This window comes from Anaerobacillus sp. 1_MG-2023 (genome assembly GCF_030547345.1).
GTDB classification, from domain to species: Bacteria; Bacillota; Bacilli; order Bacillales; family Guptibacillaceae; genus Guptibacillus; species Guptibacillus hwajinpoensis_B.
The window spans coordinates 620,357-645,345 of record NZ_JAUORD010000001.1 but is presented as its reverse complement, the minus strand read 5'-3'; the positions used below and the strand labels follow the sequence as shown (position 1 = coordinate 645,345).

General features: G+C 39.8%; 28 protein-coding genes and 1 other annotated feature. Of the genes, 22 read left to right on the top strand and 6 right to left on the bottom strand.

Features of this window, described 5'->3' with window-relative positions; all coding sequences use genetic code 11:
• Window positions 1–314 precede the first annotated feature (314 nt).
• Both hemH and tyrS read left to right on the top strand, forming a co-directional pair.
• On the top strand, window positions 315–1,250 hold the full coding sequence (hemH, locus tag Q4550_RS03410; RefSeq protein WP_303530364.1) for a ferrochelatase: 936 nt from the start codon (window positions 315–317) through the stop codon (window positions 1,248–1,250).
• A gap of 130 nt (window positions 1,251–1,380) precedes the next feature.
• Window positions 1,381–1,604, top strand: a binding site (T-box leader).
• 57 nt (window positions 1,605–1,661) lie between these two features.
• Window positions 1,662–2,909 carry a tyrosine--tRNA ligase gene (gene tyrS, locus Q4550_RS03405; protein ID WP_303530362.1) on the top strand — a complete coding sequence of 416 codons (1,248 nt, stop codon included), beginning with the start codon at window positions 1,662–1,664 and terminating at the stop codon, window positions 2,907–2,909.
• Window positions 2,910–2,947: 38 nt separating this feature from the next.
• On the opposite strand, the gene Q4550_RS03400 is transcribed toward tyrS, so the two are convergent.
• Both Q4550_RS03400 and Q4550_RS03395 read right to left on the bottom strand, forming a co-directional pair.
• Window positions 2,948–3,703 carry a FixH family protein gene (locus Q4550_RS03400; protein WP_303530360.1) on the bottom strand — a complete coding sequence of 252 codons (756 nt, stop codon included), beginning with the start codon at window positions 3,701–3,703 and terminating at the stop codon, window positions 2,948–2,950.
• A gap of 240 nt (window positions 3,704–3,943) precedes the next feature.
• A complete protein-coding gene (locus Q4550_RS03395) occupies window positions 3,944–4,750 on the bottom strand; it encodes a GNAT family N-acetyltransferase (protein ID WP_303530358.1) in 807 nt (268 codons plus the stop codon).
• Between the two features lie 124 nt (window positions 4,751–4,874).
• Between Q4550_RS03395 and Q4550_RS03390 the strand changes: the two genes are divergently transcribed.
• The gene (locus tag Q4550_RS03390) at window positions 4,875–5,546 is read left to right on the top strand and encodes an HAD family hydrolase (RefSeq protein ID WP_303530356.1); all 672 of its coding nucleotides are present in this window, start codon (window positions 4,875–4,877) and stop codon (window positions 5,544–5,546) included.
• Window positions 5,547–5,550: 4 nt separating this feature from the next.
• On the opposite strand, the gene Q4550_RS03385 is transcribed toward Q4550_RS03390, so the two are convergent.
• Window positions 5,551–6,078 (bottom strand): isochorismatase family protein, encoded by a 528-nt coding sequence (locus Q4550_RS03385; protein ID WP_303530355.1) that lies wholly within the window; start codon window positions 6,076–6,078, stop codon window positions 5,551–5,553.
• 175 nt (window positions 6,079–6,253) lie between these two features.
• Between Q4550_RS03385 and Q4550_RS03380 the strand changes: the two genes are divergently transcribed.
• Window positions 6,254–6,673, top strand: coding sequence for an organic hydroperoxide resistance protein (locus Q4550_RS03380; protein WP_303530354.1), 420 nt, complete (start codon window positions 6,254–6,256; stop codon window positions 6,671–6,673).
• 80 nt (window positions 6,674–6,753) lie between these two features.
• Here Q4550_RS03380 and Q4550_RS03375 read toward each other — a convergent pair whose 3' ends face one another.
• Entirely contained in the window at window positions 6,754–7,593 is an 840-nt protein-coding gene (locus Q4550_RS03375; protein ID WP_303530353.1) for a transporter substrate-binding domain-containing protein, read from the bottom strand.
• 248 nt (window positions 7,594–7,841) lie between these two features.
• Between Q4550_RS03375 and Q4550_RS03370 the strand changes: the two genes are divergently transcribed.
• The 3 genes from Q4550_RS03370 to Q4550_RS03360 all read left to right on the top strand — a co-directional run bounded on the left by Q4550_RS03370 (window position 7,842) and on the right by Q4550_RS03360 (window position 10,355).
• A complete protein-coding gene (locus Q4550_RS03370) occupies window positions 7,842–8,075 on the top strand; it encodes a hypothetical protein (protein ID WP_303530352.1) in 234 nt (77 codons plus the stop codon).
• A gap of 198 nt (window positions 8,076–8,273) precedes the next feature.
• Window positions 8,274–9,863 carry a BCCT family transporter gene (locus Q4550_RS03365; protein ID WP_303530350.1) on the top strand — a complete coding sequence of 530 codons (1,590 nt, stop codon included), beginning with the start codon at window positions 8,274–8,276 and terminating at the stop codon, window positions 9,861–9,863.
• Between the two features lie 138 nt (window positions 9,864–10,001).
• Complete coding sequence (locus Q4550_RS03360; protein WP_303530348.1) at window positions 10,002–10,355, top strand: hypothetical protein; 354 nt, start codon at window positions 10,002–10,004, stop codon at window positions 10,353–10,355.
• Window positions 10,356–10,438: 83 nt separating this feature from the next.
• Here Q4550_RS03360 and Q4550_RS03355 read toward each other — a convergent pair whose 3' ends face one another.
• Window positions 10,439–11,248, bottom strand: coding sequence for a ZIP family metal transporter (locus Q4550_RS03355; protein ID WP_303530347.1), 810 nt, complete (start codon window positions 11,246–11,248; stop codon window positions 10,439–10,441).
• Between the two features lie 180 nt (window positions 11,249–11,428).
• Window positions 11,429–12,001 carry a thioredoxin family protein gene (locus Q4550_RS03350; RefSeq protein ID WP_303530346.1) on the bottom strand — a complete coding sequence of 191 codons (573 nt, stop codon included), beginning with the start codon at window positions 11,999–12,001 and terminating at the stop codon, window positions 11,429–11,431.
• A gap of 153 nt (window positions 12,002–12,154) precedes the next feature.
• Here Q4550_RS03350 and Q4550_RS03345 point away from each other — a divergent pair, with 153 nt between their 5' ends.
• From Q4550_RS03345 to Q4550_RS03275, 15 genes are all read left to right on the top strand, one after another.
• Entirely contained in the window at window positions 12,155–12,712 is a 558-nt protein-coding gene (locus Q4550_RS03345; RefSeq protein ID WP_303530344.1) for a tyrosine-type recombinase/integrase, read from the top strand.
• A 15-nt stretch (window positions 12,713–12,727) separates the two neighbouring features.
• The gene (locus tag Q4550_RS03340) at window positions 12,728–14,200 is read left to right on the top strand and encodes a potassium/proton antiporter (protein WP_303530342.1); all 1,473 of its coding nucleotides are present in this window, start codon (window positions 12,728–12,730) and stop codon (window positions 14,198–14,200) included.
• A gap of 163 nt (window positions 14,201–14,363) precedes the next feature.
• The gene (gene nei / locus Q4550_RS03335) at window positions 14,364–15,188 is read left to right on the top strand and encodes an endonuclease VIII (protein WP_303530341.1); all 825 of its coding nucleotides are present in this window, start codon (window positions 14,364–14,366) and stop codon (window positions 15,186–15,188) included.
• A gap of 79 nt (window positions 15,189–15,267) precedes the next feature.
• Window positions 15,268–16,257, top strand: a complete 990-nt coding sequence (locus tag Q4550_RS03330; protein WP_303530340.1) for a LacI family DNA-binding transcriptional regulator — start codon at window positions 15,268–15,270, stop codon at window positions 16,255–16,257.
• Window positions 16,250–17,140, top strand: a complete 891-nt coding sequence (gene rbsK, locus Q4550_RS03325) for a ribokinase (RefSeq protein WP_303530339.1) — start codon at window positions 16,250–16,252, stop codon at window positions 17,138–17,140. The genes Q4550_RS03330 and rbsK overlap by 8 nt, the downstream gene beginning before the upstream one ends.
• Entirely contained in the window at window positions 17,137–17,529 is a 393-nt protein-coding gene (rbsD, locus tag Q4550_RS03320; protein WP_303530338.1) for a D-ribose pyranase, read from the top strand. Before rbsK ends, rbsD begins: the two co-directional genes overlap by 4 nt.
• 14 nt (window positions 17,530–17,543) lie before the next feature.
• Window positions 17,544–19,034, top strand: coding sequence for a sugar ABC transporter ATP-binding protein (locus tag Q4550_RS03315; protein WP_303530336.1), 1,491 nt, complete (start codon window positions 17,544–17,546; stop codon window positions 19,032–19,034).
• Entirely contained in the window at window positions 19,027–19,980 is a 954-nt protein-coding gene (rbsC, locus tag Q4550_RS03310) for a ribose ABC transporter permease RbsC (RefSeq protein WP_303530334.1), read from the top strand. The genes Q4550_RS03315 and rbsC overlap by 8 nt, the downstream gene beginning before the upstream one ends.
• A 10-nt stretch (window positions 19,981–19,990) precedes the next feature.
• The gene (gene rbsB, locus Q4550_RS03305; RefSeq protein ID WP_303530332.1) at window positions 19,991–20,914 is read left to right on the top strand and encodes a ribose ABC transporter substrate-binding protein RbsB; all 924 of its coding nucleotides are present in this window, start codon (window positions 19,991–19,993) and stop codon (window positions 20,912–20,914) included.
• A 99-nt stretch (window positions 20,915–21,013) separates the two neighbouring features.
• A complete protein-coding gene (locus Q4550_RS03300) occupies window positions 21,014–22,033 on the top strand; it encodes a phosphotransferase enzyme family protein (RefSeq protein WP_303530330.1) in 1,020 nt (339 codons plus the stop codon).
• A 64-nt stretch (window positions 22,034–22,097) separates the two neighbouring features.
• Window positions 22,098–23,033 (top strand): aldo/keto reductase, encoded by a 936-nt coding sequence (locus tag Q4550_RS03295; RefSeq protein ID WP_303530329.1) that lies wholly within the window; start codon window positions 22,098–22,100, stop codon window positions 23,031–23,033.
• Between the two features lie 131 nt (window positions 23,034–23,164).
• A complete protein-coding gene (locus Q4550_RS03290) occupies window positions 23,165–23,356 on the top strand; it encodes a hypothetical protein (protein WP_303530328.1) in 192 nt (63 codons plus the stop codon).
• A 6-nt stretch (window positions 23,357–23,362) separates the two neighbouring features.
• Window positions 23,363–23,788, top strand: coding sequence for an NUDIX hydrolase (locus tag Q4550_RS03285; RefSeq protein ID WP_303530327.1), 426 nt, complete (start codon window positions 23,363–23,365; stop codon window positions 23,786–23,788).
• A gap of 142 nt (window positions 23,789–23,930) precedes the next feature.
• Window positions 23,931–24,620 carry a Na-translocating system protein MpsC family protein gene (locus tag Q4550_RS03280; RefSeq protein WP_303530326.1) on the top strand — a complete coding sequence of 230 codons (690 nt, stop codon included), beginning with the start codon at window positions 23,931–23,933 and terminating at the stop codon, window positions 24,618–24,620.
• Between the two features lie 139 nt (window positions 24,621–24,759).
• Complete coding sequence (locus Q4550_RS03275; protein WP_194220403.1) at window positions 24,760–24,945, top strand: hypothetical protein; 186 nt, start codon at window positions 24,760–24,762, stop codon at window positions 24,943–24,945.
• Window positions 24,946–24,989 lie beyond the last annotated feature (44 nt).

The window sequence follows — 24,989 nt, the reverse complement described above, 5'->3', positions numbered from 1 at the left end:
CGCACCTGCCACCCGCTTGATTACCGGGTTATTCAACCACAGTATGAAATCTGAAAATGGTGGATAGGATGAAATAGAAGTGGAGGAAGAGAAAGACAGAACGCTTAATGTTCGCTATACTGTGATAGGAAGCGCATCGGAAGTGGCAAAATACATAAAGGTTTGCTTCAATAGGACTGACACAAAACGTTACGAATTTATAGTCAGATTCCTTTGATTCAGGGGAGAAAAAAAGGTATACTGATACCTAGATGATAATGATTATAAAAAGATAGTTTATTTAATTAATCACTGTATGAGAGGGGAACACATTCATGGCTAAGAAGACAATGGGATTACTTGTAATGGCGTATGGAACGCCTTATAAAGAAGAGGATATTGAACGTTATTACACACATATTAGAAGAGGCCGCAAGCCATCTGACGAGCAGTTAAAAGATCTTCAGGACCGTTACAAAGCAATCGGTGGAATATCACCACTTGCCAAAATTACGGAAGATCAGGCGAGAGGGCTTGAAGCTCACCTTAATGAAATTCAAGATGAAATTGAGTTTAAGCTTTATATCGGATTAAAGCATATCGAACCTTTTGTAGAAGATGCGGTACAGCAAATGCACAATGATGATATTGAAGAAGCTGTTAGTATTGTGCTGGCGCCTCACTTCTCTACATTTAGTATCAAATCTTATAATGGACGAGCAAAAGAAGAAGCTGGAAAGCTAGGTGGTCCAGTTATTCATTCTGTTGAGAGCTGGTATGATGAGCCTAAATTTATCTCTTATTGGGCGAAGCGTATTAAAGAGATATTTGAGGGAATGGCAGACCAAGAACGCGAGAAATCAGTCCTAATCGTTTCCGCTCACAGTTTACCTGAAAAAATCATTGCTAATGGAGATCCTTATCCAGATCAATTGAAAGAAACGGCAGATCTTATCGTAGCAGAGTCAGGTGTGAAGAACGTGGCGATTGGTTGGCAAAGTGAAGGGAACACTCCAGATCCATGGATTGGTCCAGACGTACAGGATTTAACAAGAGATCTTTATGAAAAACAAGGTTTTACATCGTTTGTTTATGCTCCAGTTGGATTCGTAGCCGATCACTTGGAAGTATTATTTGATAACGACTATGAATGTAAAGTTGTAACAGATGAAATCGGTGCAAATTATTATCGACCAGAGATGCCAAACGCACAGGAAGAATTCATTGATATTCTTTCAACTGTCGTGTTAAAAGAATTGAATAAACAATAATGAAAAAGAACGCAGCCTTGCAAAGCTGCGTTCTTTTTTTGTGAGAAATTCCTAACTGCTCTTGAAGAAACAAATTGACAACTAGCGTAAAAGAAGATAAAGTAATGAGAAATTCATGCATCGTAAATAACAATAGGCTAGGAAGAGGAAGCAGTAGCGTGTTATGACGAGTAGTGTCAGAGAACCAGTGGTTGGTGTGAACTGGTACAGTCTAACCGTGAATTACCCCTCAGAGCCTTCTTGATGAACAGAGTGATCTAATTAGTCAGGAACGGGAAAACCGTTATCGTATTCGAGCCGGAAGAAGTTATTTCTTCAATCAGGGTGGTATCGCGTGTAAGCCACGTCCCTACTATATAGAGAGGGACGTGGCTTTTTATATGAAATTTAATAATTAGGAGGTCGACAGGAATGAACTCAATCATGGATCAATTAACAGATGAACAAAGAAAGGAAATGGAAAGGCAATATGCGGTTTATACACATGGAACGAGTCAAGTCATTCCTGGAGATGAACTTAAGCATAAAATAGCCACTTCGATTATTAAGAATCAGCCAATTAAAGTGAAATTGGGTCTTGATCCTTCTGCGCCAGATGTCCATATTGGTCACACCGTTGTGTTAAATAAGTTAAGGCAGTTTCAAGAAAATGGCCATATCATCCAACTCATTATTGGAGACTTTACAGGTAAAATTGGTGATCCTACTGGAAAATCAACAGCAAGAGTGCAGCTTACGGATGAAGAGGTGAAACGAAATGCTGGAACTTATCTTGAGCAGTTTGGTAAGGTTCTTGATCAAAGCAAAGTGGAGCTCCACTACAATGCGGCGTGGCTATCTGAACTAAAGTTTGAAGACGTTATTGAACTCGCTGGAAAAATAACGGTTGCTCGTTTACTTGAGCGCGATGATTTTGAAAACCGAATGAAGGCGAATAAGCCTGTTTCGCTTCATGAGTTCTTTTACCCTTTAATGCAGGGCTATGATTCTGTTCATCTTGAAAGTGATATTGAGCTCGGTGGAAATGATCAGTATTTCAACGTTTTAATGGGGCGTCACCTTCAAGAGCAGTTTGGAAAAGAGAAGCAAGTTGTCTTAATGATGCCTCTTCTAGAAGGATTAGACGGGGTTGAAAAAATGTCTAAATCCAAAGGGAATTACATTGGAATTACAGAGAAGCCATCAGAGATGTATGGAAAAGCGATGTCGATTCCTGATGAGCTGGTCGTCAAATATACCGAATTAATCACGGATCTATCTCTAGAGGAAAAGCTTGCGCTTCGAAAAGAAATTGAACAAGAAGAAATCCATCCAAGAACAGCTAAAATGAATCTAGCTAAGACGATCGTTCGCATGTTTCATGGACAAAATGCTTCTGAAAAAGCAGAAGTGGAGTTTCAACAAATCTTTCAGCAAAAGCAGCTTCCAACCGATATTGAGGAAGTCATATGGGATGGAGATCGAATGGTAACTGTGCCAACATTGATCGCTAAACTAGGCATGCTACCTTCAACAAGTGAAGCTAGACGAATGGTGAAGAATGGCGGTATTAAGCTAAATGAGGTAAAAGTAACAGAAGTGAATGAGGAAATTGAAGTGAAAAATGGATTGGTCATTCAAGTGGGCAAAAGAAAATTCAAGAAAATAAAACTAGCATAGTAAAAATCCTCCCCCTCGAATAGAGGGAGAGGATTTTATTATTCTGTAATGGTGACACTTTCTTCGGTATGTTCATGAAGACCTTCATCGTTCTCTACATGGATGGTAAAGGTGTAGTCACCAGCTTCTTTAAAAGAAGTCACTCCTTCGTATTCGCCATCCTTCATTTCTTCAGCGTCAACCCACTCAGCTTTTTCTTCATCTACTTTCGAAATTTCAAAGCGAACGTCAGCGCCAGTTAAAGCTTCTTCGTCTTTTTGAAGATGTACCATGAACGAAACATCTTCATTCGCTTTCATCTCTTCGGGCTTCATAAGATGGATGGATACGTCGCTTTCGTGTTCGTGCGCGTGTTCATCAGTTTCAGAAGCAGCTTCTTCTTCAGAACCGACCATAATTTCATTTTTCGGCATCGTATGTAGATCACGAGCTGTCACGTGAGATTGAACGAAGTATTTACCAGCATCGTCGAGTTCCTTTTCAGCAGTATAAACGCCTTCACCATCATGAGAAGCTTCGATCATTTCACTATCTTCTTTAGAGCCTTCTTTCCATACTTCAAACATAACTTCGTCAGCATCGTCTACCTTTTCATCACCCTGAGTAACAGTGGCGGAAAATGTAATTTCTTCCCCTTTTTCTGCTTTTTCAGGAGTATCTAGTGCAACATCAAGCGTTTCGACCTGAGATTCCTCTGCCGTCGAGGCGTTAGACTCATTAGCATTATCCTGTCCGCACGCTGCTAGCACCATAGAAATGCTAAGGATAGATACCCATGATCCGATTTTTTTCATAACATTTTTTCTTCCCTTCATTCCTTACGTCCATTTCTGAATAAACAGTATGGCCATTTCAGTAATCTTGTAAACCTTATTCCACACTTCAATAGTAAGAAAGTTCTGATCTAATCTCAAGGTTAATTCGCGAATAGTTGTGTCAAGCTGACGACAAAAGAGATTGATAGAGGTGTTATACGATTGAATTTAAAAGAGACAATAAAAAAACGATCCTTATTGAAGCAAGGATCGCAGAGATTAAACAAGAGCTTCTTTTGTTTCAAAATGAATCATCATCCATTTCTCAATATCTTGAAAGCCTATTCGCTTGTAAATGTTTCCGGCCTCTGGATTATCATAGAAAAGACATAGGACTTTTCCTTCTTTAAGGACATCATAACAAAGCTTACTTGTACATTTTGAAGCATAGCCTTTTCGTTTATAATTTGGCAATGTACAAACACCAACGATCATCGCTGATTGAGAATTTTCTGCTGCGGTAGAAGCTGCTGATACAGGCTTCCCATCTTCCTCAATAAAGTATGTTCTCGATACTCCTTTTTCCTGATTTCGTCGCTTTTCTTCTACGGTTTCTGATGAGTCAAACTCACCAATTTGTTCATGAAGAGAATGGATGTGACTTAGGTCAAGCGATGAAGCGACCTGTACATTGCTGTTGTTATCGAGGGCAAGTTCGTTAGTACTCTCGCATTTCGCATAGAACAATTCACGACTTGAACGAAAAGAATGGGAAACAAAGGGTTGTATTTGACTTGTGACCCGTTTAATTCCTGACATCATAAGGAAATCGCTGTCTTCTGAAATCACTTCTGCAAAACCTTTTGCGTCAAAATCCTCAGGTGCAAACGGAATATAGTTTTTTTCATATTTTAATAAAACAGCTCGCAATGTACCATTCTCTAAGAAATCACCCCACAGCTTCTGGAAAGGTTGATCATATCCATAAGCTTCGATATCTCCTAAAATGAACAAGTTCTCTGCGGCGTGTGGTGTTAATAAGGAGAGGCATTGAAGATGATCGTTTTCAGTTAATCTTCTAATCAATTGACATTTCCCCCTTTTCTAATTCTAACATCCAATTTTACATAAAATTTTACAAAAGTAAATAGATTATGAAAATTTATGCTAATCTAGAAATGATACAAAAATTGGAAAGGAAATGAGGCAATTGATAAAAGGCATTCTTTTTGATTTTGATGAAACCCTTATGAATAGAAAACACTCAGTGGATGCCTTTGTACATGACCAATATAAACGCTATCTCACATCTTTAGTAGACGTAGAGGAAGAACAGTTTTGCTCACGTTTCATTGCTTTAGATAACAATGGGTATACGTGGAAAGATCGCGTTTACGAACAGCTAGTAGATGAATATGAGCTAACGATATCTTCAGAAGCGCTTCTAGAGGATTATATTTGTTCTTTTCACCTTCATTGTAAACCTTTCAATGGTTTGATCGAAATGCTAGATAGCTTAAAAACCAGTGGATATTTACTAGGTTTAATCACTAATGGAAAAACAGAATTTCAGTATAGAAATATCGGCGCTCTGGGAATCAAAAACTATTTTGATGTCATCCTTATTTCAGAACAAGAGGGCGTCAAAAAACCTGAGAAAGTGATTTTCCGGCGTGCACTTGAGCGGCTTGATTTAAATGCTTCTCAAACCGTCTTTATTGGGGATCATGAGATAAATGATATAAAGGGGGCTAGTGACGCTGGAATGAAAACAATATGGAAGAAACGGTTTAATACATCCAAAGAGTTAGAAGACGCCTCGATTCAATCGTTACTAGAAATTCCACAAGTGATGAATGAGTGGAAGCGATTAGGTATGTAGAATTTCAGCGTAATCTATCAACAAATTGATCTGTTGAGATCGTATTTGCAAACCATTGAAGTGTCTGGTTATGATGCTGAATGATTTTTTTAGCGTTTAGTAGAGACGTATCCCAAGTACTGTGAGCATCTTCAATTAAACTGATAGAAAATCCTTTATTATAGGCGCTCCTACATGTTGAATCCACACATAATTCTGTTTGAATACCAGATATAACTAAATGATCGATGTTTTTGGAATAGAGTTTTTCTTCCAGGCGAGTGAGATGAAAGGCATCTGGTGTGGTTTTGTAAATTACTTCATCATCCCTTTCGATGGTGAAAAAGGGGTGAAGCTGCCAATCAACCGTGTTCCGCTTTAGGTGCTTTCCAATTGTTTCATGCTGAATATAGTAAACTGGTATGCGTTCTGATTTGGCGGAGGCGGTGATTTTCTTTAAGTTGTATAGTAGCCTGGCATCTTGGTAGACGGAAGACCCTCGGTGAAACATTCCATTTTGGACATCAATGAGAAGCAGAGCAGTAGAGTTCAATCATATTCCCCCTTAAATAAACGAACAAACGTTCTTGTGCTATCATACTCCGTATTTGAACGAAAATCAACCGAAATATGGAATGAAAGCATGCTTTTGTAAAAGTAGGACGTTTAAAAGGGAGGAGAAACGGGGACATTTTAGTTGTATGCAAATTAGAAGGAGCTGATATTCAATGAGTAATGTAATGTTTACTTCACAAGCAACTGCAGAAGGCGGACGTAATGGACAAGTGAAATCTTCGGACGGTTTAATTGACTTAAATCTTGTTATGCCAACAGAGAAATCAAGCGAAACCGGCTCAAACCCTGAGCAACTGTTTGCTGCTGCTTATGCGGCTTGTTATGATGGTGCATTAAATCTTGTGGCATCTAAGAAGAAGATGGATATTGATTCCAAAATCACAGCAGATGTTAGCTTATTGAAAGATGAAGCTGACAATGGCTTCAAAATCGGCGCAGCTTTAAATGTAGAAATTAAAGGTGTAAGCCAAGAAGATGCTGAAATGCTCGCAGAAGAAGCTCACAAAGTATGCCCTTACTCCAAGGCAACGCGAGGCAACATTGATGTAGAAATTAATGCAAAAGCTGTGTAATACATGAAAGCCGTTCTCCAACAGAGGAGAACGGCTTTTTTCTTATCTAAAATCTGTTTTTAAACTATAAGAGAAGTAAGTTATTTCTGGAATTCTATATCTTCTGGGAGTTCTGTTACATCAGCCCCGTTAAAGAACGTCTTTGATAGATCACGAATCGTTCCATCTTCAAGCATCTCTTCAATTACTTCATTCACTTCAGTAATAAGCTTTTCGTTTTCCTTATTCATCAAAAGCCCGCCTTCACTTGGCATATATTGAATATTAGGATGAATGGTAAGATCAAGTTCAGGAAATGCCGCTAGAGCCAATCGCTGCAAGTAAACATCATTTAAAATGACGTCGGTTCTTCCATTGTCAACATCGCGAAGGTATTGCTCATTTGTCGCATTATCATAGATTACTTCTTCAGCGCCTTTTTCCTTTGCGAGTTTCATGAAGTTCGTTGTAGCTGCACCGGCTGCTTTCTTTCCTTCTAAATCGTCAATTGATTTAATACCGGATAGATCATCCGCACGAACGATAGCTGTGCCGTAAGAATGTTTGTAAGGCGTAGAAAGAGCGAATTTTTCTTTGCGCTCTTCTGTAATGCCGATATCATTAGCAGCCATATCAACTTTCCCTGTTTGAACAGCTGTCAGCATTCCATCAAAGCCCATTTCAACAAATTCCACTTCCAAATCCAAACGGTTGGCCAGTTCTTTCACGATTTCTACATCAAATCCGGTTAAATCGTTTGTTTCTTGCTCGTGATAAGATGTTGGATAAAGTGTACCAGAAGTCGCTATTTTAATTGACTCAGCATCTTGGATCTCTTCCCAAGCTGTTTTCTTTTCTTCTTCAAAATGACTATTGTTGCACGCTGCTAAAACTGAAACGGCTATCAAAACGAGCAACAGTAAAAAACAATTCGATTTCATGAGCATGTCCCCCTTTTTTAAATCAGAACATTACCATAGCAAAGTATCTTCCGCTTAAGCAAACCATTTGTCCTAAATATTTCTAGTTATAAAACTGATGAGAGGCACTACCGTATAGGTTTGGATGAGGAGGATGATTCGGGTGAGACGTAATACCCAGTTTAGTTTATAGAATAGGGGGTAACTGAACCTTAATTAAATTTTTTTGGAAGTAATGTCTTAAATTCATTAACGGAAGGGGATTAGCTGTGAAACATTCTGTGGGGACTTTTACGCATCGGTATTCCGTTGTGCAACATCAAACACAGGTTGCGATTCAACATTCGAAACGATTATCTAAGAAGAAGATAGATATTCGGAAGCTTTCTCAAATGACTGGTTTTTCTGAAGAACAAATTCTAGAATCGATGGAGTTCAGTGACCCAAATGTAAAAGTTTCTCGTCCAACTCTTCCGAAGCAAACTCTTTATTTGGACGTTTAATAGAAGAGCGCATAAATGATGTTTGATTGAAATCGACTGCTCAAGTCGATTTTTTTGTTTGGTAAAAAATTGGTGGAAAAAGGATGAATCTGGTTAGTTTGAATTTTATAAGGGTAAATGATAATGTAGTCAGACTAGTGAAAAAATGATTGGAGTAAGTCGAATTTGATTTTGCTACCAATCTGAAAGGAGAGATCTATGAAAGAAAAGGAAAGTCAAAGAAAGAACCCGGTCTTTTGGGTGTCGGGGATAGTTGTATTGTTACTGGTGATTTGGGGAGCTGTGGTACCTAAGTCATTTGCATCCGTAGCAAGTTCCGTGTACTCGTTTACAACGAATGCATTTGGCTGGTTTTACTTAATAGCGGTTATTTTCTTCGTAGTTTTTTGTTTCTATTTAGCTATTAGTAAATACGGTAAAATTCGCTTAGGTCCTGATGATGAGAAACCTCAATATCCATTCTTCACCTGGATTGGTATGCTGTTTAGTGCTGGATTTGGAGTTGGTCTTGTTTTCTGGGGTGTCGCAGAGCCAATGACGCATTTCGCTAATCCACCAGCAGGTTTTGGTGTTGAAGGAGAGACAGAGCAGGCAGCAAAGCTTGCTATGCGCTATTCTTTTTTCCATTGGGGAATTCATCAGTGGTCGGTCTTTACAGTTGTCGGACTTGTGATGGCTTATTTTCAATATAGAAAAGGTCGTAAAAGCCTAATCAGTGAAACGATTTCAAGTAAGTCTAAATCAGGAAGTAATGCTTCGTGGAAGAAGATTATTAACATTCTTGCGGTCATTGCAACGGTGATGGGTGTAGCCACCTCACTTGGATTTGGTATTCTGCAAATCAATGGTGGGCTGGATTATATGTACGGACTTCCACAAAATGCGATTGTTCAAATTAGCATTACAGCCATTCTTTTCGTATTGTATATGGCATCTTCAACAACAGGATTAAACAAAGGTATCAAGTACTTAAGTAATTTAAATTTGGCTTTAGCTCTTATCTTAATGCTATTCGTTCTTTTTCTTGGACCAACTGTTTTTATACTTGAGAGCTTTACATTAGCATTAGGTGGGTATATTCAGAAGTTTATTGAGATGAGTTTCTTTATGACTCCTTATCAAGGTGGAACATGGGTGAAAGAATGGACCGTGTTTTATTGGGCATGGGTCATTGCGTGGTCGCCATTTATTGGAGCTTTCGTTGCTCGTGTCTCTAAAGGACGTTCCATTCGCGAAATGATTTTTGGGGTGCTGATTGTCCCCCCATTTATTGCTATGGTGTGGATAGCTGTATTTGGAGGAGCAGCTTTCCATCTCGATCTATTTCAAGGAACAGCGATTGCCGATGCTGTTAATGAGGATGTGACAAGTGCATTATTCGTGACGCTTGAACAATTTCCGTTAACTCAAGTGTTATCGACGCTATCTATCTTTTTGATTTGCGTCTTTCTTGTTACTTCTGCGGACTCGGCTACTTTTGTTCTCGGTATGATGACCTCTGACGGTGATTTGAATCCTTCTTTATTTTCAAAGCTTGTTTGGGGAACGCTAATTGCTGCTATTTCAGCAGTATTGATTATTAGTAGTGGTCTTCAGGGACTTCAAACAGCTTCGCTTGTTGCTGCGTTACCGTTTACAGTGATCTTGATTATCATGTGTGTTAATCTGTTTAAATCATTACGTAATGAAGCGAAAGAAGCAGAAGGAAAAAGAGAAAAAACGTTACTAAAAAAATTAGCCGAAGCTTCTAAAGAGAAAAAAGAAAATCGTCAAAAACAATCTTCTTAAACTCTGATTTCCTCAGAAAGTAAAAAGTAACTATATCCATGTTGCCTATGTTTCTTGTAGACTAAGGGTGTGTGTGCCTAGTTTCGAGGTAGACTAAGGCTCCTACGTCACGAACTTGTGAACGAAAGAGGATTGAGAATGTCGGATATTTTATGGATTTTGTATCTTGGAGTACTTGGAGCACCAGCGATCGGGTTTTTGTTAAAAGGAAAGTATAAGACCGCTTCAATGAAGATAGACTTTCTCGTGTCAGCAACAACTTGGACAGGGTTATTTGGATATGTTACTGAAATAAGCATAGGACCAGCGCTATTATGGAAATTTGTTTTTTTCCTTGGTTTACTTTGGGATCTTCTATTTGTACTCTACTTTGATCAAAGTGATGAAGCGATCGAGGGAATGAGTGAGAAAACAGTAAAGATGACAACCGTTATCTTTTCGATCATAATGCTTATTCCTCTCTATTATGGACTATTTCGCTACGCATTTTGAATTGCTATGCTAAAACCAGAAACATCTACTAAAGGTATTAGAAAAGGCGCGTCATCCTATTAAGGATGATGCGCCTTTCTTTCTTAACCTAGTGCTACGTCAAGGACCATCATGACTGAAAAACCAATCATTAATGAGATAGATGCGATCTGCACATTCCCTTTTTCTTGTGAGCCAGGGATGATTTCTTTTGCTACTACGAAAATCATTGCTCCAGCAGCAAAGCTTAGTGCATACGGTAGTAAAGGTTGAATGTAGATAACTGCTAAGGCGCCCACTACGGCAGCAATTGGCTCAACAATTCCTGATAGCTGTCCGTAGAAAAAGCTCTTGGCTCTGGACATGCCGTCACCTCGAAGTGGAACAGCAACAGCGGTTCCTTCAGGGATATTTTGTATCCCAATACCGATTGCAAGCGCAATGGCGCCAGCAAGTGTGGAGGTTGAAAATTCTGCAGCCACAGCTCCGAACGCTACACCAATAGCTAGACCTTCTGGAATATTGTGCATTGTAATGGAGAAAACAAGCATCGCTGTGCGGTGTTTTGCTTTTTTATCTTTAATTTCTTTAAAGTATAAATCCTCATTAATGTGAGGCAAGAGGCGATCTACGAGAAGAAGGAAAAAACCTCCTAATAGAAAACCAACAACTGCAGGAATATAGCCTGGTACTCCTTGTTGTTCAGCCATTTCAATTCCGGGACTGAGAAGGGACCAAAAACTTGCAGCGATCATAACTCCGCCTGCGAATGCGAGCATACCATCAAAGACTTTCTGATTGACGGTTCTAGTAAAGAATACAAAAGATGCCCCAAGTGCTGTGGCGCCCCATGTAAATAACGTAAATAAGAATGCCTGTGTTACAGGGCTTAATCCAACAATCCAATCACCCATGAGTAAACTCTCCTTCTAAGAATCTATCTATTATTTCCTATCGTCATATTTTTTGCCTTCAGGAAAAATCTATACCCTCAAGTCTAATGCGACTGGTGTCAACTGTCAACATTAGTGAATTGTATAGAGCATTTTGTAATGGCATGAAAAAAACCCGGCATTTGCCGGGCTTTAGAGTTATTATTTTGTGACAGTTACCGATTGACTCAGCATTGCGAGCATATCATCCTTTATATGTGTCCACATGTCATGATCAGTCGTAAAACGTTCAGTCGTTTCGCTTATAAATGAAAGAAAGGCCTTTTTAAAGTTCGGATCTCCTTTTGGAGGAAGGGCCTGTTTGGCTTGGTCCACATATGCTTGAACTTCAGGAGCACGTGGTCCCCATCTTCCAACTTCATTACCCTCTGAATTAATTAATACGATGATTGGAATCGATCTCGCTGTTCCATTCGTTAAATAGAGATCCATCAATTCAAGATAGTTATCGCGGATAAAATATTTGCATTCTATTAAGGCCTCATTAGCCATTCTCATGAAAATAGGAAGGTTTACCATCGCATCACCGCACCAGTCAGCTGTTATCACAAGGGCACGAAGTTTCTCAGATTGAAGAGAATGAAGAAATTCAAAATTGGATTTTTCGAGCTCGAAATGGTTGTAGATGGTTAATAGATCATCTTTGTGCTCGTCCATACTATGAATGTATTGTTGCATCGTCATACCCTGGTCAAACCAATTTGTTAGATTCATTGAGATCCCTCCTTTATTCCTACACAGTTATTATACTACGAAAGAGACACGAATTCCTTTTTTTACAGTGGAGCTTTCTTTAAAAGAAGCATATCAATAGTGACATAACCTATGCTGTGATACAATTGAGTCACATTAAAGGATGTGATAAGAGTGAATGCCGTCGAAGCTATTCAAAATACAAAACAGATCTATCATTTAAAAGAAGCGTTAATAAATCGATCAAAACGAGATTATTTGCTTTTCATACTCAGTATTAATACCGGTATTCGTTTAACACCTCTTTTACATCTCACTCTTCATGATGTTATGGACAATGAGTCTTTCAAAGATTATCTTGAATCCTCTATCACCGAAACAACAGACATTTATATTAATACTGAAGTGAAGCGGGCGCTTACACGCTACATGGATAATCAATCTCAAAAGACAAACTATTATCTATTTCATACGAAAAAAGACCCGACACACCCCATTACAAGACAGCAAGTTCATAGAATCTTATCTCAAGCTGGGAAAGAGGCGGGCTTAGATCAACCGATTAGCTTCCATAGTTTAAGGAAAACATTTGGTTATCATGCCTTTCAACAGGGAGTTGCTGTGTCATTAATTCAGAAGATATATGGCCATGCAACTAGAAGTGAAACATTAAAATATATTGGTATAAATTCTGCTCAGATTCCGAAACTGAAAATTGATGTTCATTTATAGAAGGGAGGGAAATCGATGGAGACGAATATAGTCATTTTATTTAGCGCCATCTTTTTAATTGGCGGAGTTTTCATGGCGAAGTTTTCTTCTCGCTTAGGCGTACCGGCACTCGTATTATTTATTATCGTTGGAATGATATTTGGTAGCGACGGACTGGGGTATATTTATTTTGATAACGCGTCACTCACGCAGTCACTTGGGATATTAGCACTCGTACTCATTCTATTTGATGGTGGTTTGCAAACCGAATGGCGTCGTACAAAGGCTGTTCTTCCCATTTCATTATCATTGGCAACAGTAGGGGTTCTTGTGACTTCAGGCTTATTTGGTGTAGCTGCCAAAATGATTCTGGATGTTAATTGGAATGAAGCGCTGCTGCTAGGTGCGATTGTAGGCTCAACAGATGCTGCCGCCGTTTTTGCCGTATTGAAGGGGAAAAACATTAAGCGGAAACTACAATCTACGCTCGAAGCTGAATCGGGTTCGAATGATCCGATGGCGATGTTTCTAACACTTGCTTTATTACAACTTGCCATCGGAGAGAAAACATTTGGTGCATCCGTGATTCTTTCATTTTTCTGGCAAATGGGAGCTGGACTCTTATTAGGCGTGCTGTTTGGATATTTAGCATCATGGGCAATGAAGAAAGTCGAGTTGGGATCGAACGGTTTATATCCTGTTCTTTCGATTGCCATTGCCTTAATTACATACAGTGCGACAGATTTGATTAACGCAAGCGGTCTGCTTGCCGTTTATGCTGCTGCCCTTGTACTTGGTAATACGAAAAGCCTTCCGTATGGGCAAGCGATTTTCCGGTTTCATGATGGGATCGCATGGATGATGCAAATATTGATGTTTATTATGCTAGGTCTCCTTGTAAATCCTTCTGAATTATTTTCAACTTGGATTGTATTAAAAGGATTAGCTCTTTCTCTCATCTTGATTTTTATTGCTCGTCCGATTGCCGTATTTCTTTCAAGTCTTCCGTTTAAATTTACAATTAAAGAAAAAAGCTTCCTTGCTTGGGCGGGATTAAGAGGGGCTGTACCCATTGTGTTAGCAACCTTCCCACTACTTGAAGGGTTAGAAAATAGCCAGCTTTTCTTTAATCTCATATTCTTTATTGTCCTTACATCAGCTCTTGTTCAAGGGGCAACCATTCCATTTGTGGGAAAAAAGTTAGGTTTAACAGGTCCTGAGGTACATGTGCCTTCTCATTCTCTAGAACTGGTTTCATCGACAACGGTAAATGCAGAAATGATTCCCTATACGATTACTTCTTCTTCTAAATTGATTGGAGAAGAACTATCAGATATATCCTTCCCGGATAAAGTGCTCGTTAGTGCGATTATTCGAAGAGATGAGCTGATTGCGCCATCTGGAGATACTAAAATCAAAGTCAACGATGTGCTTTATATTCTCGTGGAGAATCAAAAGAAATCAGAGTTAGAAAAAGTATTAGGGATCAGAAAGACCATTGGTGGATAAAAAAACTAAACGGCTGAAGGGGTTCTCCATTGGAGAGCCCCTTCAGCCGTTTAGTTTATAGAAGGAAGGGGAAAATTTTTATCATTGAAGGATTTTGTTCCTAAACCATCCCTCTTTAAATCAAATGAAAAAATCTACGAATTCAGAAAGAAGGTCATAGATTATGCCTGAAGGTCCAGAAATTAGAAGAGCTGCAGATCAGGTGGAAAAAGCATTAATGAAAGGACGCGTGATGGAGGTTTTCTTTGCATTCGAACAGCTGAAGGGCTATGAATCCTTATTAAGTGGAGCGGAAGTAAAGAGGGTCGATACGAAAGGAAAGGCAATGCTTATTCGTTTCGATAACGGCTATACAATATATTCCCATAACCAGCTATATGGAAAATGGGTGATCCGTAATGCCTACAACTATCCAAAAACAAATCGGCAGCTTCGCTTAGCGCTACATAATGAGAAGAAGTCAGCTTTGCTTTATAGTGCATCGGATATTGAAGTTCTACGCGATGAAGAAGTGCCTCTTCATCCATTTATAGCAAAAGTTGGACCGGATTTGCTTAGTGAGGAAGTAAGCGCTGAACAATTGAAGGAACGATTTGAATCAAAGGAGTTTCGTAGAAAAAAGTGGATATCGTTATTATTAGATCAATCATTTATAGGTGGAATTGGTAACTATTTAAGAAGTGAAATTCTCTTTCTTGCAGGAATTCATCCTGATTTACGTCCAATGGACTGCACAGATCAGCAATTAGAAAAAGCTGCTGAGGCAACGATCACTCTTGTTGAACGGTCATATAGGCATAACGGGATTACAAACGATATTGATCTTGCTATGAAGTTAAAAGAAAAAGGACAGACGCGTTCGAAATACAGGCACTGGGTCTTTAATCGTGAAGGAGAGCCGTGCCGAAATGATGGAACAGAGATTCAAAAAATCAAAGCGGGATCAAGAAGATTATACTTCTGTCCTACGTGTCAGTCGAAAATATAAGAAAAAAAACTTGCAAGCGGATTCATGCTTGTGGTAAATTATCTGTAACCGGTTACACAATGTTGAAGGAGTGAAGCAAATGGCTACAATTCGAGATGTAGCAGAGCAAGCAGGCGTATCTGTTGCTACCGTCTCTCGTGTATTAAACGATAATGGTTACGTTGGTGCAGATACGAGAAAACGCGTGATGGATGCAATCAAAAGCTTGAACTACAGTCCAAATGAAGTAGCGCGCTCACTCTTTAAACGAGAATCACGACTAATCGGACTGCTTCTACCAGATATTACGAATCCTTTTTTCCCTCAGCTAGCGCGGGGTATAGAGGATGAAGTTAATCGAGCAGGATTTAGGTTATTACTTGGAAATAGCGATGAAGAAGCAACGAAAGAGTTGGATTACATTCAAACCTTTTTACAAAATCAAGTTGTTGGCATGATTTCAGCAACAAACAATACAGACAATGAGAATTATACAAATCTTGATCTACCTGTCGTCTTTCTAGATCGTGTGTCAACACAACATCCATCTGTTTATGCTGATGGAATCGAAGGAGGGCGGCTTGCAGCGAGAGCACTAGTTGAGAGAGGCTCGAAAAGAATTACTCTTATTAAAGGGCCTGCACATGTAAAGCCTGCGATGGATCGTTTTCAAGGAGCACTTGCAGAATTAAGTGAAGCGGAAGTTGATTTCTCTGTTCTCTCGACAACGTCTTATGCATTTGATGATGCGGGCACATGGGCTGAAGAGCTTTTTGCAAAACATCCAGATACGGACGGAGTGATCGCAAGTAATGATATTGTTGCCATTGCGATTTTGCATGAAGCTCTTCGTCTCGGAAGAAGCATACCTGACGACTTACAATTGATTGGTTACGATGATATTCCATTCAGTAGCCTGTCCTATCCGTCATTATCAACGATCAGGCAGCCTGCATACGAAATGGGAAAAGAAGCAGCAAAGTTACTTTTGCGAATGATCCGCAAAGAAAAAGAAATTGATCAAACGATTCAATTACCAGTGACATTAATAGAACGAAATACGACAAGAAAGGTTGATCCAAATGCGTAAAGCTAAAATAGCCGTCATCGGAAGCTCATCTATGGATCTAGTAGTTACTTCTAAGAAACGTCCAGGAGCGGGAGAAACGGTATTAGGAGAATCATTCAAAACTGTTCCAGGTGGGAAAGGGGCTAACCAGGCCGTTGCTGCAGCACGTCTTGGTGCAGAAGTTTATATGATTGGCTGTGTAGGAGATGACCATTACGGTGAGGCAATCTTAAATAACTTTAAGAAGAATGGTGTTAAAACGGACTATGTGGAACCGGTTACAGGAGTCGAGAGTGGAACAGCTCATATCATTCTTGCAGAAGGTGATAACAGTATTGTTGTTGTCAAAGGAGCGAATGATCATATTACCCCTTCATATATCACTAAAGCAGCTAAGCTCATTGATAGCTGTGATCTAGTGATGATACAGCAAGAAATACCTGAAGAAACGGTGGAATATGTGGCAGAGCTATGTGAGGAAAAGCAAGTTCCGTTGCTACTTAATCCAGCACCTGCAAGGGAAATCTCACAAAAAGTGATTGACGGTGCAACCTATATCACACCTAACGAACATGAAGCGGACGTTCTTTTTAATGGTCAGCCTCTTAGTGAATCGTTACGTACTTATCCTGGAAAAGTGTTCATTACGGAAGGGGCAGCTGGCGTACGCTATTTCAATGGAAAAGAAGAGGTTCTAGTTCCTTCCTTTAAAGTGAAAGCTGTTGATACGACAGGGGCAGGGGATACGTTCAACGCAGCGTTTGGTACAGCGATCGCAGAAGGCAAGGATTTGACAGAAAGCATTACGTTTGGCAATCGTGCTGCTTCTCTATCAGTTACTAGTTTTGGAGCACAGGGTGGCATGCCTACCCGTGAAGAAGTTGAAAGGAAGCTATCAGAATGAAACGAAGAGGAATGTTAAATAGTCATATTTCGAAAGTACTTGCAGATCTTGGGCATACAGATCAGATTGTCATTGCAGATGCTGGTCTCCCGGTACCTGCCGGTGTGAAGAAAATCGATCTGGCCTTAAAACCAGGGATGCCTGCTTTTACTGACGTTGTGAACGAACTTCTTAATGAAATGGTTGTTGAACGTGTCACGCTTGCTAAAGAAATAGAAGGCAATCAGAAGGTATATCATTGGCTAAAAGGTAAGCTTCAAGATACAGAACAAGATTATGTGGATCATGAAGTATTTAAGGAGAAGACGAAGCAAGCAAAAGTTGTCATCCGAACAGGCGAGACAACGCCATATGCCAACTGTATTCTTCATTCAGGGGTAATCTTTTAAACGAGGTGAGCAGCATGCAAATTAGCATGAAGGAAATTCATAAAGCATTTGGCGCAAATAAAGTACTTGAAGGTGTGAACATTGACATCCAGGATGCCGAAGTTCATGCGCTCATGGGAGAGAATGGAGCAGGGAAGTCGACGCTCATGAACATTCTTACAGGACTTCATAAGAAAGACAGCGGAACAATCGTGATAGATGGACAAGAACGCGTTTTTGATAACCCGAAAGAAGCAGAAGAAAACGGTGTCGCTTTTATTCATCAAGAACTGAACATTTGGCCAGAGTTAACGGTGTTGGAGAACTTATTCATCAATAAGGAACCGGTTACATCTTTTGGACTCATTCATACGAAAAAAATGAAAGCGATTGCGAATGAGCAATTTAAGAAGTTAGCGATTTCGATTCCTCTTCAGCAGGAAGCTGGGAAATGCTCGGTTGGGCAACAGCAAATGATTGAAATTGCCAAAGCGTTAATGACAGATGCAAAAGTAATTATTATGGATGAGCCGACTGCAGCGTTAACAGAACGCGAAATACAAACGTTGTTCCAGGTTATTCGGTCTCTAAAGAAAAGCGGTGTTTCCATCGTCTACATTTCTCACAGAATGGAAGAGATTTTCACCATTTGTGACAGCATTACGGTTATGCGAGATGGAAAAACAGTCGATACAAAGCCTATTTCAGAAACGAGCTTTGACGAGGTAGTTCGCAAAATGGTAGGACGAGAATTAACGGATCGTTTCCCTGAACGGTCACCTAAGCTAGGAGAAACGATGTTGGAAGTAAAGGGTTTATCCAGAAAAGGTGTGTTTGAGAATGTTAGTTTCTCAGTAAGATCAGGGGAAATTGTTGGTGTATCTGGACTAATGGGTGCAGGAAGAACGGAAATCATGCGTACCATTTTTGGACTGGATGGGAAATACACTGGTGACATTCTACTGAATGGAAAACCAGTTGTTATTAAAAGTCCTCACCAGGCTGTTCAGTTGGGGCTAGGTTTTATTACGGAGGATCGGAAAGAAGAAGGTCTTGTGCTCGATTTCTCGCTAAAAGATAACATTGCTTTACCAAGCCTCTATAGCTTCGCACCAAAAGGGTTAATCAATGAGAAAAGTGAAGAAGATTTTGTTGAGCTGTTGATTAAACGACTAACGATTAAGACGGATTCAGCTAAAACAAGCGCCAAAAACCTTTCTGGAGGTAACCAGCAAAAAGTAGTTATTGCGAAATGGATTGGTATCGGTCCAAAAGTCCTCATTCTTGATGAACCAACACGAGGTGTTGACGTCGGGGCCAAACGAGAAATCTATCAGTTAATGAATGAGTTAACTGATAGAGGAGTAGCGATTATCATGGTTTCCTCAGAGTTACCTGAAGTGCTCGGAATGAGCGATCGCATTCTTGTTTTCCGTGAAGGTCATATGACAGGCGAAGTATCAAAAGAAGAAGCAACGCAAGAGAAAATAATGACGCTGGCAACAGGAGGTCAGGAAGATGAATAATGCGCTAAAAACAAACCATGTTGGGAATATCATGCAGAAACTTGGACCGCTATTAGGTTTACTCGTTTTAGTTGTAACCGTTTCCATCATGAACCCGAGTTTTTTAGAACCACTGAACCTATTGAATTTACTTAGACAAGTAGCGATCAATGCTTTAATTGCTTATGGTATGACGTTTGTTATTTTAACAGGTGGGATTGATTTATCTGTTGGTTCGATTCTAGCGCTATCAAGTGCGCTTATGGCAGGGATGATGGTATCCGGAATTGATCCGATTCTAGCTATTCTCATTGGTTCATTGCTTGGTGCTTTAATGGGTATGGTTAACGGACTATTGATTACAAAGGGAAAGATGGCACCATTTATTGCAACGCTTGCAACGATGACGATGTTCAGAGGGTTAACGCTAGTGTACACGGATGGAAATCCGATTACAGGTCTTGGCGATAGCTATGCTTTCCAACTTTTTGGAAGAGGTTATTTCCTCGGTATTCCGGTTCCAGCGATTACGATGCTGTTTTCTTTCGCCGTGCTTTGGATTATCCTTCATAAAACACCATTTGGAAGAAAAACTTATGCCATTGGTGGTAATGAGAAAGCTGCCCTTATTTCAGGCATTAAAGTCGATAAAATTAAAGTGATGATCTACTCACTTGCAGGTTTATTGTCAGCTCTTGCGGGGGCGATTCTAACGTCTAGATTGAATTCGGCACAACCGACGGCAGGTACATCTTATGAGCTTGATGCTATTGCGGCCGTAGTGCTAGGGGGGACAAGCCTTTCCGGAGGACGAGGATTAATTGTTGGTACGTTAATCGGTGCCTTAATTATCGGTACGTTAAACAATGGTTTAAATCTACTTGGAGTATCTTCATTCTTCCAGATGGTTGTTAAGGGTATTGTTATTATCATTGCTGTGCTAATTGATCGTAAAAAAGCAGCTTAGGAGGATTACTATGAAAAAGCTATTGCCACTTCTGCTTAGTTTGTCACTGCTTGTGCTTGGAGCGTGTTCGCTTCAGCCACCTGAATGGGCCAAACCGAGTCAGGAAACGGATATAGAAGATATTAAAATTGGTTTATCTGTTTCAACGTTAAATAATCCATTTTTCGTTTCGATGAAAGATGGTGTCGAAGCAGAAGCAAAGGAAAATGGAATGGATGTTGTTGTTGTCGATGCGCAAAATGATGCGGCAAAACAGATTAACGATGTAGAAGACCTTATTCAACAAGGAGTCGACGTTCTATTAATTAATCCAACTGACTCAGCTGCGATTTCAACAGCTGTACAATCAGCGAATAGCCTCGGTATTCCCGTCGTTACTCTTGATCGCTCAGCTGAAAAAGGTGATGTGGCGACTCTAGTATCCTCTGATAATGAAAAAGGAGGAGAGATGGCTGGAGAGTTTCTTGTTGAACAACTGGGTGAAGGCGCTAAAGTAGCTGAGCTTGAAGGTGTACCGGGTGCTTCCGCTACTCGTGAACGTGGTCAAGGATTCCATAATATTGCGGATGAAAAGCTTGATGTTGTGGCAAAACAAACAGCGAACTTCGATCGTACGGAAGGGTTAAATACGATGGAAAACTTGCTTCAGGGTAATCCGGATATTAAAGCCGTTTTTGCTCATAACGATGAGATGGCGTTAGGCGCTATTCAGGCAATTCAAAGTTCAGGTAAAGATGTTCTAGTTGTTGGATTTGATGGAAACGAAGATGCGATTAATAGCATTAAAGATGGGAAGCTATCTGCAACAGTGGCACAGCAACCTGAAGAGATCGGTTCCCTTGCTGTTCAGGCTGGCGTCGACGTACTAAAAGGAAACGAAGTAGACGAGACGAGACCAGTGCCTTTGAAACTTGTTACAGAAGAGACAGAATAACAGTTAACGCTCCCACTAGTGGGGGCGTTATTCTGTTTAAAAGGAAATGTGAGACGAGAGTCGAAATTGTTTATAGTAGAAAACAAGGAGGTTGTGGAGATGGAAGCGTGGATTGAAGCAATGTTCTCCCAAACGTTTGTCGATGAAGCGATTGATCGGTTTGGTATTCAGAAGATAGGTGTGAAAAAGCTAGGGGATTTCGAAAACTATGTCTTTGAAGTAGAAGAAAAAAACATCTCCTGGATCCTTCGCTTTACTCATAGCTCACATCGCACAATAGAAGAAGTGAAGTCGGAACTCGTATGGGTCAATCATTTATACGATGAAGGCGCTCATGTAGCGCGCGCTTATCCTTCAAAATATAATAAAATGATTGAGATCTTTTCGTCAGAAAATGGGCAGTTCTTTGCCTGTCTATTTAATAAAGTACCTGGAAGAGCGGTTAAAGTTGAGGATCCTATATTTGGATCTCCCTTGTTCGAAGCATGGGGAAAGGAAATTGGGAAACTGCACGACATTTCGATGAGAAATAAGGTTTCAGTTAAGAGACAGAGGTGGGATGCAGGTGACCTGCTTCAATTCGATCGGTATCTTTCAAAAACAGAGGATGCCCGAATCATTATAGAAGGTAAGAGATTAATCGAAGAGATACAAACCTTTCATGAAACGGGAAAAACGTTTGGTCTCATTCACTCAGATGTCCATCATGGCAATTTTCATTTTGATGGTAAGAGTATTCATCTATTCGATTTCGACGATAGTATGTATCACTACTATATTAGTGATATTGCGATCCCTGTTTATTATGCTGTCTGGCAAAAGTGTGGAACAGCTTCGCTTACGGAGCGTTCAACCTTTGCGACTGAATTTTTAAGTTCATTTTTGAGAGGATATCGAGAAGAAGTTCATGTCTCAGACGAGTGGCTCAAGACCATTCCTTACTTCCTGCGATTAAGAGACTTTGAGCTTTATACTGTGTTTCATAAAAAGTTTGATGTTGAACTGATGAGTGTAAAGGAGAAAGGGATGTTGGATGGGATTCGTTCGCGTTTGATGCGATCTGAATTAATAGCGAAACCAGCTTTTGAAGAATTAGAAAATCGTATTGAAAACACGTAGCGATGTTTTCCAATTAGTAAGAAGTGGTAATGTACTTTTGCGAAGCTTTTAATAGAAAGGATGAATGAAAGTGGCAAAAGTACAAATTGGAAAATCAGGTTTACAAGCAAATCCGATCGGATTAGGTACGAACGCGGTTGGTGGACATAACATTTATCCGAACTTAAATGAAGAAACTGGGAAAGATCTCGTAAGGGCAGCACTTGATAATGGCATTAACTTACTTGATACTGCCTATATATATGGACCAGAGCGATCAGAAGAGCTCGTTGGTCAAGTTATTAAAGAGCGAGGCAGTCGCGACGATATCGTCCTCGCTACGAAAGGGGCTCATGAATTTAAGGGTGAAGAGGTTATTTTAAATAATTCACCAGCCTTCTTGAAGCAATCCGTTGAGAATAGCTTGAATCGTCTCCAAACAGATTACATCGACTTATTTTACATTCATTTTCCTGACGAAGATACTCCGAAAGCCGAAGCAGTAGGAGCTCTAAAGGAGTTGAAAGATCAAGGCAAAATTAAATCAATTGGTGTATCTAACTTCAACTTGGAGCAGTTGAAAGAAGCGAATAAAGATGGATATGTTGACGTTCTTCAGAGTCACTATAACTTATTCCATCGCGAAGCTGAGAAGGATCTCCTTCCTTATACGGCAGAACAGGGCATTTCTTTCGTTCCATATTTCCCACTTGCCTCAGGACTTCTAGCTGGTAAGTATGATGAGAATACAACCTTCGATGATATTCGTGCTAAGGATCCTTTATTCCAGGGAGAGGCATTTAAAGAGAATCTTAGAAAGGTTGACCAGGTTCGCGAAATTGCAAACGCAAAAGGCGTTGAGGTTCCTCATATGGTGCTGGCATGGTACTTAACTCGTGATAGCATTGATGTCCTGATACCAGGAGCCAAACGTCAAGAGCAGGTCGTTGATAACTTGAAAACTCTTGATGTGAAGTTAACGAGTGAAGAAGTACAGCGAATCGATCAAATTTTTAAGTAAGAGAGGGATTAACCAGAGGATATAATGTCCTCTGGTTTTTCAGTGTCATTAAGGTGCTTTAAGTGGTAATGTTTATGTGAAAGTGGATTCTTTCTGCGGTCACCTTACTCACCTAAAAGGAGGACTTCGAATTGAAAAGAGGCGTGCTCTTTACTCTTACTCTTTCTCTCGTTCTCATTGCTATCCTGCTTATTTTCCTATTTGAAGATGATCGAGCGGCACGTCCTGGGATGATCATGTCTCTCGGTGCCCTTGCTGTGGTATTTCAGCGCGTCGTCTGGTTAGTGATGAAGAGGAAAAAGAAGAATCAAAAAAGGAGGTAACTCGATGTGATTAAAGTGAAAGCGCTCGGCCTTCTATTTAGAGAAGATAAGATCCTTGTTGAAGCATTTTATGGAAATCATTCAAATGGTTTAGGAGGTTACTTTCGTCCATTAGGTGGGAATATAGAATTAGGAGAGCCCTCCAATGAAACGGTTGTGAGAGAATTTAAAGAAGAGCTAGGTATCGATATAAAAGTGGAGAAATACATAACTTGTCTCGAAAATAGGTATCAAATCGATCAGAAATGGACTCATGAAGTGATTCAATTGTATACGGTATCGTTTATAGATGAGGCTCATTATATGAAAGAAAAATTCTCCTTTATCGAACAAGAAGCCGTGGCAGAGTGGCTAGCGGTCGAAGACATACTAAATGATAAAGAATACTGTTATCCTAATGGATTAGATCATGTGTTGAATCAGTTGAGATAGGAATTGTCTTTCGTCCACAACGCTTTGTCATCTAATTGAAATATCAAAATCAATCCATATTCTTTCATTGGTTAGGAAAGACTACTATAATGATTAATGGACGGGGAATAATATGTCTCTGTCTAAACAAAGGATGAACATTATGGAACGTAAATCAAATGAAGCTGAGATTGCAAGCTATGTTGGCAAACTGCTAAGAGATAATTTTGGTAAAGGGCCAGCGTCCGTATATGTGTCGATCCAAGAGCCATATATGACAATCTACTTTCGTGACTTTCTAGCACCAATGGAGCGTGTTCTAGTCGATCAGAAAGAAGATATGCGTGTTGAAGAAACAAGAGATCTTCTCATGCAGGGATTAATACCTGAGATTAAGGCGTCCATCCGGGTGATGGCAGATCTTGAAATCGAGTTATTCTACCATGATTGGTCGCTTCATAACCGATCAGGCATCATTATTGGTGTGATGAAAGACGTAAACTCATTTGAAGGACGCGAACTTGAAGGATATAAAGAAAAAGAACGAGTTCATGATGAGATCATTCGCGTTAGTAAGCTTGCAGAAAAAGCGCCTGAAAACGTAGACTCTTGTAAGCTGAATGATCGTACGTTAGTTGTTCTTCGTGAAGGTATTCTCGTCCGGATTGAAAAAGAGTTAATTCGCGACGGTTTTGAAGAGGAACTAAAGCTAACAAAAAGGCGGCTTGAAAAAGGGTTGCTTCATGATCACCAATTCGAATCAATTCTTTCCGCAAAAGTGGAGGATATCTTTGTAGACTGGGATTTTAATTTAGATAAAAGCTACATTACAATTATTATGAAACCAAATTAAGATTAGGTGGAAATAAACTGGGCGATAGAACCAGTGATAAGCCGAAAAGAACCAGGTCCCTGGTTCTTTTCGGCTTTTTTTATTTTCTTTCTAGTTTGTTAAGTACTCATCATCCGAAAATTATTCAAGGAGGAAAATGATGAAATATTTAATTGATCACTCAAAACGAGTGATTCACCGCACACCTTTCGCTGGAGATCAATGTGAATTCCATACTACTCCTGTTCAAGAAAGGGAGGGGACACATGACCCTTTGTATCTTCGAAAACTGGTTGAAAAAAAATCTTATGAAATATGCAGTTTTTGTAAGGGGAGTCTTCAATAAAGAAAGAAGGAGGTTCCCCCTTGAGTTACGAATGTTGTAAGTAT